Annotated in this window: 10 protein-coding genes; 5 read left to right on the forward strand and 5 right to left on the reverse strand. The window is 35.8% G+C overall.

Annotated features, from left to right (window positions below):
- Positions 1-64: 64 nt before the first annotated feature.
- From ENO17_02100 to ENO17_02110, 3 genes are all read right to left on the reverse strand, one after another.
- Positions 65-376, reverse strand: a complete 312-nt coding sequence (locus tag ENO17_02100) for a hypothetical protein (GenBank protein HER23838.1) — start codon at positions 374-376, stop codon at positions 65-67.
- A 123-nt stretch (positions 377-499) separates the two neighbouring features.
- The gene (locus ENO17_02105) at positions 500-1450 is read right to left on the reverse strand and encodes a helix-turn-helix domain-containing protein (protein HER23839.1); all 951 of its coding nucleotides are present in this window, start codon (positions 1448-1450) and stop codon (positions 500-502) included.
- Positions 1451-1824: 374 nt separating this feature from the next.
- Positions 1825-4695: a DEAD/DEAH box helicase gene (locus ENO17_02110; GenBank protein ID HER23840.1), complete on the reverse strand. Its 2871-nt coding sequence runs from the start codon at positions 4693-4695 to the stop codon at positions 1825-1827.
- Positions 4696-5071: 376 nt separating this feature from the next.
- Between ENO17_02110 and ENO17_02115 the strand changes: the two genes are divergently transcribed.
- Entirely contained in the window at positions 5072-5830 is a 759-nt protein-coding gene (locus ENO17_02115; GenBank protein ID HER23841.1) for a hypothetical protein, read from the forward strand.
- A 100-nt stretch (positions 5831-5930) separates the two neighbouring features.
- On the opposite strand, the gene ENO17_02120 is transcribed toward ENO17_02115, so the two are convergent.
- Entirely contained in the window at positions 5931-6662 is a 732-nt protein-coding gene (locus ENO17_02120; GenBank protein ID HER23842.1) for a hypothetical protein, read from the reverse strand.
- Between the two features lie 17 nt (positions 6663-6679).
- On the reverse strand, positions 6680-7057 hold the full coding sequence (locus ENO17_02125) for a hypothetical protein (protein ID HER23843.1): 378 nt from the start codon (positions 7055-7057) through the stop codon (positions 6680-6682).
- Between the two features lie 356 nt (positions 7058-7413).
- Between ENO17_02125 and ENO17_02130 the strand changes: the two genes are divergently transcribed.
- From ENO17_02130 to ENO17_02145, 4 genes are all read left to right on the forward strand, one after another.
- Positions 7414-9342: a site-specific DNA-methyltransferase gene (locus ENO17_02130; protein ID HER23844.1), complete on the forward strand. Its 1929-nt coding sequence runs from the start codon at positions 7414-7416 to the stop codon at positions 9340-9342.
- 14 nt (positions 9343-9356) lie between these two features.
- Positions 9357-10451 carry a Fic family protein gene (locus ENO17_02135; GenBank protein HER23845.1) on the forward strand — a complete coding sequence of 365 codons (1095 nt, stop codon included), beginning with the start codon at positions 9357-9359 and terminating at the stop codon, positions 10449-10451.
- 111 nt (positions 10452-10562) lie between these two features.
- Positions 10563-13466, forward strand: a complete 2904-nt coding sequence (locus ENO17_02140) for a DEAD/DEAH box helicase (protein ID HER23846.1) — start codon at positions 10563-10565, stop codon at positions 13464-13466.
- A gap of 657 nt (positions 13467-14123) precedes the next feature.
- Positions 14124-14441, forward strand: coding sequence for a hypothetical protein (locus ENO17_02145; GenBank protein HER23847.1), 318 nt, complete (start codon positions 14124-14126; stop codon positions 14439-14441).
- The last annotated feature ends 240 nt before the right edge of the window (positions 14442-14681 follow it).

A 14681-nucleotide genomic window follows, 5' to 3' on the forward strand; every position in this document is an offset into this window, starting at 1 on the left:
AAAAGTTGCCTGTCCCCGTTTTAAGACTACTTTTTAATAAAAGTTGCCTGTCCCCGTTTTAAGACTACTTTTTAATAAAAGTTGCCTGTCCCCGTTTTACCTGCTTGCGATAATAGACCCATAATCCCCAGTCGAGCCTCTTTTTGATATAGCCGGAAAAGGCAGTAGGGGATCTCTCTCTTTCTTTTTGGTGTTCATAAACACCGATAATAAAGAGCAGTGCCCCTTGCTGGAAGACATCCTCATATTCTAATCCCATGCGGGCGTATCTTTTGGCTCTTGATTTTAACAAGGGTTTAAATTGATGGAATAATTCTTCCATGGCTTCTACGTCTCTCTGCTTGGCGCGAGCGATTAACTCTGATAATTCGGACATTTGAATCTCCTTTTTTAAAATAGTTTTCAATCTATATTTTTTAATTTTTGACACCTAAGGGGACTGGCTACTTTTTACTAAAAGTTGCCTGTCCCCTTAGGTAAAAAGTTGCCTGTCCCCGTTTTATGTCCCCGTTTTACTTAGTTTTTGCCTTAAAAGGTGGAAGCGTCTTCTTGCTTCTTCACTGGAAAGGATTTTCTCATTATCTTTGGAGCTGGTCTTTGTCTTTGTAGGGGGATTTATCCGTCCCCTTTCCTTATTAGGGGCTCGATGAAGCGAGCCCCTACCTTCAGAAATGGATGAGACTTGGATAGGAATATCCTCTGGTTGTCCATCCCGGTAATCGTTCTTAAGGGCTGCTACCAGCCAAGCGGCAGGTTTCTGGATATTCCTCCGCTCCATCAGCAAATCTAATTTCTCCTCAATCTTCTTGATCGAAAAGTCTTTCAGTATCCCCTCAATGAATTCCCTCTTAAAATCTAATTTAACCAACCGTTGTCTTATCACCATCGTTCTTTCTTCTCCTTTCTCTTTTATTTTTTTAAATTTAGCAGCAACAGCATCTTTTCCTCTGTTTGTTGTTGTTATATGGTTATGGTTAGGATTGTTATTATTAGGGTAGCGTTCCGCTACTACCCGAGATATCGTTACGCTACCACTGTCGGTAGGGTTCTGGAACTCTGGTGGTATCGCTACACTACCACCGGCATTATTTTTAATACCTGAAAAAAAGGATAAAAGGATCTTCTCTGGAGGAGTGATTTGATAGACATTATGATAATAGTAATTTTTAGAGGATTTATCCTTGGCGATATTTTTAATGAAATTTTGTTTAAGCAAAATATTTAAATTTCTAATTATGGTAGTTTTTGCCAGTCCCGTCTCTTGGCTCATGGTATTTAAAGATGGCCAGGCAATATCTTTATTCTTGTGACAATAAGACAAAAGAGAAAGATAGACTATACTAGGTAGTGCTCCCATCACCTTGATCAACTTTCTGAAAAAATAATCAGGCACCATAGTAAAACTATAATTATTTGGTTCATATTGCTCATTTTGTTTTTCTTTTTCCATCTATTGTTCTTCCTTCATTGATAAAAGTCGTAAGTCTTAAAAGTAAGTGTTTTAGTTTCAAGTCTTTTGTAGGGGGCGGATTCATCCGCCCCGCCGGGAGGGGACTGGCTGCTTTTTAATAAAAGTTGCCTGTCCCCGTTTTACCCAGGCTACTTTTTATTAAAAGTTGCCTGTCCCCTCAGGTCGGCCGACCTTTATAATTACAACATAAATATTTTTTCTTGTAATAACTTTTCTGTTTATTATTTGTTTATTTTCTGTTTATATTTTTTAAGGTAAGAAAGAATAAAAAAAATCCAGACAACACAATGGTTATCTGGATTTTAATCAAGATAAAAATATTATATTTTTAAAAAATTATGATGGTTTTTGTCTTAATTTATTTTTAATTTATCTTCTTCTAAATTCAACATAATTCCTCTTCGAGAAATTACTTTTAAAATATCTTTGACCCTTTTATTATTCTTTTTATTTTTACCAATAATTTTTAGAATGCCTCTTCTTATTCTATATAAATGACAGGTTATCTGAACGTAAGTGGCATCCTCATTTTCTTTCCATATTGTATCTAAAAGGTCATTATAGGTGAGTATTTTTCCTCTATTTTGGGCTAAAAGGTAGATTAAGGAAAATTCTATTGCTGTAACTCTTATCTCTTTCCCCTCAAAGATAATTCTATCCGGGCGGTGTTGGTCGATCTCTAAAATAGCTGCCGGTTTTCGCTCAGCGGTTTCGGTTTTCAACTCTTTAGCAGTGGCCGCCGTGGTCAGTTTTGGGTGCTCACTTTCAGTTTCAGCATTAGAATTGTTAGCAGTCGCCTTATTAGAATTATTAGCCTTTACCTTTTGTTTTTTCGCTTCTTCATTTTCTTTTTCTTCTTTTATCCTGCTCTTAATCCTATTTACTAATCTCTCTGGCAGTACCTTACTCAGCTCTTCCTCTCCTATTTCTTTCAAACAATCCTCATTTTCATATCCTTCTTTTACCAACCTTTCAATATAATACCGGGTTAATCCGGGGATATGTAATCGCGCCAAGCTTAAACCTTCTTCTTCCACCCCTTCTACCATCCGTTCAGATAAAAGCCTGATCTTCTTTACATCTTTTTCTCGACCCTTGCTCCAGCCGCTATCTTCGGCAATGGCCGCCAGGCTATCGGCCAGCCAGGAAAATCCTTCTCCCAGTCTCTCTATCGTACCCCGGTAAAGACTGTACTCCTGTTCAATACTCTTGCTTTCTCTTTCTCCGATCCAATCATATAAGAGGAGCGTCTTTTTAAAGGCCAGATAATCTTCCAGGGTAGTTTTCCCTTTGATCAGGCCAAATTCCCCCTGATAAATCTCCTTACCTTCTTCTCCTAAATTAAAGATTAAAGCCAGCAGCTTATTACGGTAGATTTCCTGCCAGTCAGTATAATTATAGCGGTCTACCCGATAACCCTTTCGGTAGAATTGAGGATAAGGAATAGGCAGGGATTTGCCGTCTTCACTTTCCGTTAAGGTGAGGATAATCTCCAGATCACTTATTTCGCCTTGAATAGATTTCTCTATCCAGGATAAAAAATAAAGATAGGTAGCCACTTTAATCCCTTTAGCGGTGATCAGGAGGCCGGTAGGAGTAGGAGCTAATCTGCCTTTCGCATCTTCTATCACCAACTGATTATCTTTTAAATTCTGCAGGGCATCTTCAATTCCTTCCTTAATTCTTTTTTTATCCAGCACCCATTGCCAATAACCAGTTGGCTGATCCAATAGGGCAGCCATATTATCTTTACCATTTACCATTAGTCGAAGTAAGAGAGTAGTCAAATCCCTTTCCTTCTTTTTAGGACCTGCTCCGGCAAGGGCATTGGGATAGGGTATTATTTCCTCTGCTACCTGTCCCCTTATTTTATTATCCTCTGCCTGGGTATCCCGTAGAAAATTAAAATAGAGGTTTTGATAAATAGTCTCCGAAAGCAGGGAATGGGCCAAAAAAATGACCCTTCCGAATTCTTCCTCTCTTCCGCTATTTAACCTTCCTGCTCTTCCACCCATATTTTCTATATCGGTAAAACTAAGACTGGTCAGCTGGACCTCCTTACTATCTCCGTTAATATTTTCTATCTTATCCATAGAGAGAATGACATTCTTGAAAGGAAGGTTAATTCCCATTGCCAAAGTGGTTGTAGCACAGATGACTTTTATTTCTCCCTGGCGTAGATAATTTTCTACTAAATTTCTTTCTTCCCAGGAAAGGTCAGCATTATGATAAGCCATCCCTTTTTCCAGAAGAGGGAGCAGAATATCCCGGGATAGAGTCTCCTCCATCTGGTTAAGCTCCTCTATGGCTGATTTGGCAGGAGGGCATTCCAGTCTATCGGCTAGCCACTCAGCCCACTTTTTACTTTCTGATTTAGTGGGAAAGAAGAGGAGGGTAGGTTCATGATGTAAAATAAAATAACGGACTGTCTCCAGGACATAATCTTTCTGGCAATTATCGGATACCGCCTGGGGAGGGAAGAATACTTCTTCCCCGAACTTCTTTTCATTATGAGTAATGTATTTAAAGACTCCTTCTCTCACGATTCCCTTGCGCAGCTCTACCGGACGTTGGTAGGAGGTGAGCAGCCGGGAAGGAAACCAGCTTAAAAAAGCTTCTTGATTTTCTAAGAAAGCCGAGAGAGAAATGATTTTGATCTTTTGCTCCCGTTTTTGTAAATGAACCAGCATCTCCTCCAAAAGGGGACCTCTTTCCGGATCATTGATTAGCTGCAGTTCATCGATGACTACTAAAGAAACCCTGCTTAGGAAGGAGGGATACTTTAAGAGAAAATAATTAAATTTTTCATAGACCATGATGGCGACCTGAAATTGTCCCCGGCTAATCTTTTTATCCTCTTCTTTGCGGTCACGGGAAGAGGTGGTGATATCGATTCCGCAGTGGCTATATAGTCTTTTAAAATGCCGGTATTTTTCTTCCGCCAGGGTTTTTAAAGGGACTAAATAGAGGATTTTCTTTTTATGGATAACCTGTGAAATAGCCGCCATCTCCCCGATGAAGGTCTTCCCCGAAGAAGTCGGCGCAATCACCAAAAGATTCTGATTTCTCTCTACCCCTCGCCCTTCCAGCACCCCATAATATCTGACCGCTTTCTCCTGCACCGTCAGCAGGTAAGGAGAATAACTCTTCTCCCAGATATCCACAATATAGGAGGGGACTCCCCAAACTTCTAAATCTCTCATCTTCATCGGTTTTTTGAACAATTTACTTCCTTCCTTTCTAATCATTTATTAAAAATATATCTAAATAAGCAGGTGCGAACAAAAATTCGTAAGTCTATTTTACCCCACTTCTTTTCCCATTGCAACAAATATTTTAAAAAAACTTTTCTCCCTGTCTTTGCGAAGAATAAAGCGACTAAGCAATCTCATTACCTCCCCCTCATTGGAGCATAGCGTCACGACAATCTCAAAGGTAGGGGTCTGATTCATCAGACCTTTCTCATCTCTCTGCTGTTGCGAAAGTCATGTTAAATGTTAAAACTAGCTCTTATCCTTATTCTTTATTTTGACATTACCGATTATTGCGATAAAATATCAATGTAAAAAAGAGTTCCGTAAGTTATTTGGGAGATAACCTATGAATACTAAAAATACATATAAGATTTTAGGACCGATAGAGACGAATATTGTGGCTCGTTTGACCTATGAAAAAAAGGCTATTGTTAAGGCGAAAGAAATGGATCAAATGTTTAATCTTTCACCGGAGGATAGAAAACAAATTGTTTTTAGGCTCAAAAAGAAAAAAATACTTTCATTAATAAAACCAGGTGTGTATGTTTTTTCTCCTCTTGAAGCAGGTCCAGAAGGAATGGGTGTAGATGAGTTACTTATCCCGCCATTTTTCTTTCCGAAGAAAAACTACTATGTTGGATATTCGACCATGTTTAACTATTATGGATTTATCGAGCAGCTTTTTCAAACCGTGTACGTTCTAAATACCACCAAGCGTATGGAAAAGATAATTTGCGGTTTGTCTTATAGATTTATCAAGATAAAGGAAAATCGTATCTATGGAATAGAAAAAATAAGGATAAAAGATGAAGAAATAAACATCAGTTCAAAAGAGAGGACGCTAATAGACCTTATTTATTTTAAGAAACCTGTTGGAGGTATTATCAACGCTTCCAAGATATTTACAGAAATTGTAAAAAATAATAAATGTAATATAAAAAAACTGGTTGAATATGCAGTTTGCTTTCCCAATATTAAGACCAGAAAGCGTATTGGGTTGATACTTGATGATGCCGGAGTTCCTGAAAATATTTTGAAGCCTCTCCTAAAAAGCATAGAAAGACATCTATTGGTTCTCTTAGCAGTTCGCGTAAAGGCACACTGAATAAAAAATGGAGAGTTATAATCAATGATTCACGAAAATAAAGATGAGTTTATCAAAACATTAGGAAGGGCATCAAAGAAAAAGGGTTTTCTGTTACCACTCATTGAAAAAGATCATTACTTAACTGATTCTTCATAAATTTAAATCGTTTCATTTCGTAGGTATCTTCGTTAAATTGAGCCAGCTGATAATAAGAAATGATATTTTTCTGCCAGGCAAATTTTGATCCTTTGATAAGTGATTTCATCGTATTCTTTTCAAGATTCATTTTCCCGAATTTGCTTTCTTCATAGCAAAAAATGATCATTTCGACTAAATTATTCAATCCTCCGTTTAAGGGATAATTGAATATTTTTATTTGGTTATATTTTTTATCGATGATCTCTATCATTTCAAGATCTTTCCTGGAGAACTTGCTAAAAAGAAGTTCTAAGCAGTTCAAAAGCCAGTCGTCTTTATCAATTGATTCTAAAAAAAGATGCTGTGTAATTTCATGTAACACAGCTTTTTTTATATCCAGGAATTTATCCCTCATTTCTTCGATATAGGCAAGCTCTCTGAATGTCAATGTTTTTCTCAAAATGCATGGTTGGCTATTATATTTTGGGAATTGTTTGTTTTTATGAAAGAAACATTTCTTTACGAAGAAATAAGGATCATGGCGGGGATTTTTGATTCGATGGTAATTTTTGATATATTTAGGTAGATTAATGGGATAATTTGGCGCCAATTTGCAAAACAGCCATACACTTTCCGTGAGATTATATTCCGGCCAGCCGGTTTTAATTAAAGACCTGGTATTGTCTTCAAGATACATTGAAAAAGCTTTCATTAAATAAGCTATTTCCTTTAGGGTAAAATAGGGGATAATTCCATAAGTCCTTTGAAGCATTTGATGTTCTTTGGCATAAGCACATATTTGTTTTTAAAAAAATTTAGGGCATAATGGGGGGAGAGGTAGTTCAGTGAATCTTCGAAGTTGGGGGAGAAGAAGATGTTGGAAACGGCTCCAAAAGTATCCCTGGCAGATAAAGGAAATTTCAGTTCTAAATACCTTTTCCTTCTCGGGGTGATCAAGGTTCTTTTTAGGATAAAAGAAATTTCTTGGATGATCGTTTCTTTATCGTATATTTTACCGGTTGGTGCAATGTCAGGTTGATTAGAATAGTGTTTTTCATAAATACTACAAGCCTTAGTGCGGATTAATGCTTCGTTATCTTTTTTCAATATTCAAATACCTTATTTTTAAAGTGCAAACATTAATTATTATAAGGTATTAGAATTAAAATTCAAAATAAATAAATTCATTGCTTATTTATTATCTCAATACTAACCTGCTTCTCCTGATATTCCTTGATTTATCAGTAAAAAACAAGAACTACATACTGGGAAGTTTGAAATATATTTTGAAAAAAAGAAGGATTTTATAAGCCTTTTGTCGTATTATAAAAAGGATATAGAAAAATTAAAGAAGATTTATTTTTTGCTCCCTGCTGGCGATTCAATAAGGTAAATATATATTCTTGAAGTGTGACAAAAAATCTATCCTGGCACAATAGTTTAAGGAGAAGAATATGTCAAAAATAAAAAAAATTGATTTACGGTCAATGAGTATTATTGAAGAACAAAAAGAAAAGTTACGCAAGTTATTTCCGGAAGTTTTTACTGAAGACAAGATCGATTTTGAGAAATTAAAACTTACTTTGGGTAAGGCAATTGAAGTGGGGAAAGAACGGTACGGGATGACCTGGCCGGGCAAAGCCGATTGTTTTAAGATTATTCAGAGTTCAAGCATTGGAACATTAAAACCTTGCCGAGAAGAGTCTGTCAACTTTGATAATACCGAGAACCTATTTATCGAAGGAGATAATCTTGAAGTATTAAAACTTCTTCAAAAGTCCTATTATGGAAAAGTTAAAATGATATACATCGACCCACCTTATAATACCGGTAATGATTTTATTTATCCCGATGATTATAAAGAGAACCTGACCACCTATTTACAATATACTGGTCAGGTTGATGCTGAGGGCAAAAAATTTTCTACTAATACGGATACAGAAGGAAGGTTCCATAGTAAATGGCTTAATATGATGTATCCACGGGTGTTCTTAGCAAAGAATTTGCTGCGTGATGACGGTGTAATTTTTATTAGTATAGATGACAATGAAGCGCATAGTTTTCGTGCCATTATGAATGAAATATTCGGTGAGGAAAATTTTATAGGATGTTTTACAATCAATACAACTCCAAATGCACGAGATTATGGGCACATCGGGAAAATGCATGAATATTGCCTTTTCTATGCTAAAAGTATTAACTCTACTGAGACGAATTTGATTACAGATAAAGAAAAAACGTTTAGATATAAAGATTCCGTTGGCGAATTTAATGTGCATCCGCTTTACAATAGTAACGAAGCATTTTCCAAAGATAACCGTCCCAATCTTTTTTACCCTTTTTATCTTTTGTCTAAAAAGAAAGTTAGCGAAATTGGTGATAACTTTTTTGAAATAAGTCTGGACAAATCAATTGATGGCATTGAAATATTACCGCCTTTGTCACAAAAAAACAAGGTCCAATTCGTATGGAGATGGGGGAGAGATAAAGCGCAAAGTGAGCTAAATAAAGAAATAATCGGATATATGACAGGAGATGGTGAATATAGAATTGTTCAAAAAATGCGGACTACTGAAAAACTTATAAGGTCTCTGATTAGTGGGGTTGAATTTACATCTCGTAGAGGAACAGCTGAATTAGAGAAAATATTTGATAAAAAGATAATGGAATTCCCTAAACCAGTTGAATTGATCAAGCATTTTGTAAAGGCGGGGGCTGGTTTCAATGACATAATTCTTGATTTTTTTGCTGGTTCTTCTTCAACTGCACACGCGGTTATTGACCTAAACAAAGAAGACGGCGGTAATCGTAAATTTATCATGGTTCAACTTCCCGAAATTTGCAACGAAAATTCCGAAGCTTACAAAGCAGGTTATAAAACTATCGCCGATATTGGCAAAGAGCGGATCCGACGCGTAATAAAAAAAATTAAAAAAGAAACAGAACAAACCTTGTTTAAGAATAATAAAATGGATTTAGGTTTTAAGGTTTTTAAACTCGATAAGTCTAATTTTAAGATCTGGGGCACGGAACAAATTTCACCGGATAAGGCATCTATTGAAAAACAATTAGAACTTCATATCGATCATATTAGCTACAAAGCGAGCCAGGATGATATTTTGTATGAGATTCTTCTTAAAGCCGGGTTTAATTTGACCACGAAGATTGAAAAGATTAAGCTGGCAGGAAAAGCTGTTTATTCCATAGAAGGCGGCGCTATGCTTATCTGCCTTGAAAAAGAGCTTACCAAAGAGCTTATAAAAGCGATGGCAGAAAAACAGCCAAGCAGGGTTATTTGCCTGGATCGAGGTTTTTCCAATAATGATCAGCTCAAAACCAACGCCGTGCAGATTATGAAGTCAAAAGGCGTTGATGATTTTAGAACGGTGTGAGATAAGGAGGAAAAATGAAGCCATATATACCTGATTTTTTACCATTAGAAAAATTGGATTGGATGAGATTTATTCATCTGATTGGACCGGCAAATTCCGAGCTTGCGCGCTATGATGGCATAGTGCAGGGAATTGTTAATCCGCATATTTTACTGTCTCCATTAACTACCAAGGAAGCTGTTTTATCTTCACGGATTGAGGGAACGCAGGCAACGCTTGAAGAGGTTCTGGAGTTTGAAGCCGTAGCAAGGGCAAACATTGAAACTGAGCGCGAAAAAGACATCCAGGAAATTATTAACTATCGTAAATCCATCTTGTTTGCTATGGATTGGCTTACTATAAAGCCGATTACTCTTAATATGATTAAGCAGGTTCATAGTATTTTGCTGGATAGCGTTCGGGGAAGGGATAAGGGACGTGGAAAATTTAGGGCTGTTCAGAATTGGATTGGGAAGCCGGGAATGTCTATGGACCAGGCTGATTATGTACCTCCTGAACCGATGAAGCTTATAGAATGTCTTTCTAATTTTGAAAAATACATACACTTTAAAGAAAAAGACTTTCTAGTACAGCTTGCTATCATTCACGCCCAGTTTGAGATTATTCATCCTTTTGTTGATGGAAATGGCAGGGTTGGTAGGATTTTGATACCGCTCTTTTTATTTGAAAAGAAATTACTCAATTCACCGATTTTTTATATAAGTGAATATTTAGAGTCTCATCGAGATGAATATTATGACCGGCTTAAGACAATTACTGATGCAAAGAAGTGGGAGGAGTGGATAGAATTCTTTTTAAAAGTAATTTCTGAACAGGCAAAAGCGAATTCCCGGAAGGCAAAGGCAATACTTGAGCTATATAATCAAAAAAAGGAGCGCATTCAATCCGTTACTCATTCTCAGTATGTAGCAAAAATCCTTGACGCCCTTTTTACCCATCCCATATTTAGCACAACAGATTTTATACGAGAATCGGGCATTCCAAAACCAAGTGCGATTCGTATCTTGCATTTACTAGAGAAGGAAGAAATTGTATCTATCTTACGACAGGGTGCTGGAAGTAAAGCTAACATATTGATATTTAATAAGTTAATAAAAATTATCGAATAGATTATAGTGCATATTAAAATATAAGCAAGCTTTTTTGTGTATCATAAAAGATGTTATATGATACACAAAGAGAATTGCTTATATTCTATGACACACAAAGGACGCGTAATGATGAGACTAAAATTTGACCCAAATTTACAATTTCAAATAGATGCGGTAAACGCAATGGCTGAAGTATTTTACGGCCAGCCTTTGTCAGAAGGTGATCTTGAAATAGGTTTTAAAAGGTTGGACTGGATTTTCCAGACTGAATTAGGGATAGGGAACAACCTTATCTTAGATGAAGCTGCTTTGTTAAAGAATATACATTTAGTCCAGGAGCATAATGACCTTGAAAAGGTTTCTTCATTTCAAGGCAGGCATTTTTCCATAGAAATGGAGACGGGTACCGGAAAAACGTATGTATATCTCCGTACTATTTTTGAGCTCTATAAAAAATACGGTTTTAAAAAATTTGTCATTGTTGTTCCCAGTGTGGCGATTAGAGAAGGTGTCTTAAAAAACCTCGAAATTACCAAAGAGCATTTTCTGCATCTTTATAATAATGTTTCCTATGATTATTTTGTCTACGATTCAAAAAAAATTAATCAAGTGCGTCAGTTTGCTGCCAGCAACCATATTCAAATAATGGTGATAAATATCGATGCGTTCAGGAAAACTTTAGAAGATAAGGATGAAGAAAAAAAGAGCAATATTATCCACAGAGAAAGTGATAAATTATCAGGGAGAAAACCTATTGAGTTTATCCAGGCAACGCACCCGATAGTCATTATAGATGAGCCTCAAAGCGTTGATAATACCCCAAAGGCAAAAGAGGCTATGGAAACCTTAAATCCACTTTGTACCATGCGTTATTCTGCTACACATAGAAATCCTTACAATCTGCTTTATAAACTTGATCCTATTAAGGCCTATGATATGCGCTTGGTAAAACGAATTGAGGTTGCATCTGTTTTGAGCGAAGAATATTTTAACCAACCTTTTATTCAATTTAAAGCGGTTGATAATCAAAACGGGATCAGGGCAAAACTTTCTATACATGTGGATTCGTCAAGCGGTCCGAAACTTAAGAATGTAACAGTTAGATCAGGAGATGATTTATTTGTCAGGTCAAATGAGCGGGAAAATTATCGAAATAGTTATATCATTAATGAGATTAATGCCGAACCGGGTAACGAATATATTTCATTTGCCAACGGTAAGACCCTTGCTCTAGGACAAACTCAAGGTGGTTTGACTGATGATATCATGAAAATTCAAGTTAAAAACGCCATTCAAGAACACCTGGAGAAGGAGTTAAAGGTTAAGGATAAGGGAATTAAGGTTCTTTCGTTATTTTTTATTGATAGAGTTGCCAATTACCGCTCTTATGATGAGCAAGGTAATCCGGTAAAAGGGAAAATAGCTTTGTGGTTTGAGGAGTATTTTAATGAGTTAATCCAAAAACCACGTTATAAGGATTTGTTAAAATTTCCACTTGAAAAGCTTCACGATGGCTATTTTGCTGCTGATAAAAAGGGCATTTTGAAGGATACTTCAGGTACTACTCTAGCAGATGAAGATGTTTACAATAAAATTATGAAAAACAAGGAACAATTGCTGTCTTTGGATGAGCCGCTACGTTTTATTTTTAGCCATTCTGCTTTACGAGAGGGGTGGGATAATCCCAATGTGTTTCAGATATGCACACTCAATGAAACAAAGTCAGAAATGAAAAAGAGACAGGAGATTGGGCGGGGACTCAGGTTGCCAGTTAATCAGCAAGGAGAGCGGATATTCGATGAGACGATTAATCGTCTTACGGTTATTGCCAATGAAAGTTATGAGGATTTTGCCAGGAAGCTTCAGACCGAGATAGAGGAAGACTTTAATGTCCACTTTGGGGCGGTGAGTAAAAATGCCTTTGCAAAAATTATACAAGTTATTGATGATCAAGAAACGACTTTAGGGGACGAAAAATCGAAAAAGATCTGGGAAGAATTAAAACAGCAGGGGCATATTGATGAAGACGGTAAAATCCAACCTAAATTTAATCCTTCGGATAAGTATTTTGAAGTGATACTTAGCCCGGAATTTCAAGATGTAAAGCACCAGGTGATTGATATCGTTCAAAGCTATCTCTTTTCCGAGCATGTTGTTAATCGGAATAATCGAAAAACTTTAAAAATAAATAAAATGGTATATCTTGATGATGAGTTTAAGAAGCTTTGGGATAAAATCAAACCCAAAACAACCTATTCGGTAGAATATGATACGGATGTTCTCATTGAAAAAGCATCAAAAGCCATAAGAGAAATGGACCGGATAGAAAAGGTAAAAATTGTTTACAAAAAAGCGGAAGTGGACATTCAAGAAAAAGGCATTGTAACTAAAGAATTAAGAATTCAGGAAACTACAGCTTCTTATGGTGAAGATAAAGTGAATTTACCGGATATTCTTGCCTATTTGCAGAAAGAAACCGAACTAACCAGAAATACCATAGTGCGAATATTGATAAGCTCCGGTAGAATCGAAGAATTTCCTCTGAATCCTCAGAAGTTTATGGATTCAGTAGCTCGATTAATAAAGAATGAACTTCATCAATTAGTGGTGGATGGCATTAAATATGAGAAAATAGCCGGGCAGGAATATGAGATGAGGTTATTTGAGGAAACAGAAATTATAAGCTATTTAAACAATCTAATTGAAGTTAAAAAATCAGTATATGACGCCATTGAATACGATTCTGAAATAGAAAAGCGATTTGCCGAAAGTCTGGATATGCGCGATGACATAAAATTATTCGTAAAGCTTCCTTCATGGTTTAAAATCGACACGCCTATAGGAACATATAATCCTGATTGGGCTATAGTGAAGCACGAAGATGATACGCTTTATCTTATAAGAGAAACGAAGGGTATTAAAGATTTTGAAAAATTAAGAAATATCGAAGCGGATAAAATTAGATGCGCTAAAATGCATTTTCGGGAGTTAAAGGTTGATTTTAAAATGGTGGTCGAGGCGAATGAAGTTTAATAAAATGTCACATGGGCGGTTCTTTTGACAATATAATGTGACAGGGATAACACATCCCATTTTCTGAGAAAATTAATATTTTATTTTTAAATTAGATAAATAAGGAAGATGTCTCAGGTTAATAATTCAACAGTAAAACAGGGGAAGGTTCTTCGTTAGATAATACCCTAGTAAATAATAGGAGAACACATTCTATTTTCTTAAATAGGGAAGTCGTACCAAGGAAATACTCCGGTATCTTTTAGGTTGTTCTGGAAGAAAAGAGAAGAGAAATAATAAAAGAGTGGATCGATTCCGGAAGGATTGAGGATATAAACAATAATTAAAAAACAATGCTGAGAATCAGAAAAACTTTATTAAAAATAAAGGGAGATTTTTAGTATGAAAATAAAATGTCCGCTATGTGATTCTGAAAACGAAGAAGGAAGTAAATTTTGTAAAAATTGTAATGAGCCTCTTTTTAAGCAAGAATATTCTAAGAATAATCCATACATTAAAAAAATAGGGAATAAAAATCAGTCTTTTGACCTTATCTCGGACAAAAAAGTAAAGGGTGAAACAGAAGGGGAAAAGCTTAAAAGACTCAATCTAGAGTATGAGGAATTATTAAAAGATCCAAATAGCAGTTTGAAGTTAATTGAAAAGCATAGAAACCGAATAAGTAAAATTGAGAATAATATAGTTAACCGTAATTTAAAAGGAATCGAATTTGAAAAAGAAGGTAAAATAGATGAAGCCATCAAGCTATATGAAAAGAATATTAAAGAAGAATTTGAGGGCAGTCATCCATACGAAAGATTAGCCATAGTGTATAGTAAAAAAGGATCATTAGAAGACGAGATTAGAGTATTGGAAAAAGCTGTTTGGGTATTCGAGAATATTGTTTACAAAGGTCGAAGTGATAGACTTCCGAAGCTAGACAGATTCAAGAAAAGATTAGAAAAAGCAAACAAAAAAAGATTACAAACAAAATAAGGAGCGGTTCTATACTACGTTTATTTAAAACTTATAAGCAGAAATATTTGATAAATTTTAATGCGATAAAGGCAAATATCAAGAAAATAACTGTTCTAGGAAGTGCACTATTTTTTTGTTTATTTTTTGTTGGCTGCAGCTGGGTAACAACACCATCAGTTATTCCAGATAATGGCGGGATGGATGAATACGATTCTCAATTCATATCTTTATTGAATGAATTAAATACTCCTTTAGAAC

Source organism: Candidatus Atribacteria bacterium (assembly GCA_011056645.1).
In the GTDB taxonomy this organism is placed as follows: domain Bacteria; phylum Atribacterota; class Phoenicimicrobiia; order Phoenicimicrobiales; family Phoenicimicrobiaceae; genus Sediminicultor; species Sediminicultor quartus.

Bases quoted from the DNA above. Each gene is read 5' to 3' on its own strand.
- ENO17_02135 (HER23845.1), top strand. From the start codon at position 9,357: ATGAAGCCATATATACCTGATTTTTTACCATTAGAAAAATTGGATTGG.
- ENO17_02105 (HER23839.1), bottom strand. From the start codon at position 1,450: ATGGAAAAAGAAAAACAAAATGAGCAATATGAACCAAATAATTATAGT.
- ENO17_02140 (HER23846.1), top strand. From the start codon at position 10,563: ATGAGACTAAAATTTGACCCAAATTTACAATTTCAAATAGATGCGGTA.
- ENO17_02100 (HER23838.1), bottom strand. From the start codon at position 376: ATGTCCGAATTATCAGAGTTAATCGCTCGCGCCAAGCAGAGAGACGTA.
- ENO17_02120 (HER23842.1), bottom strand. From the start codon at position 6,662: ATGAAAGCTTTTTCAATGTATCTTGAAGACAATACCAGGTCTTTAATT.
- ENO17_02115 (HER23841.1), top strand. From the start codon at position 5,072: ATGAATACTAAAAATACATATAAGATTTTAGGACCGATAGAGACGAAT.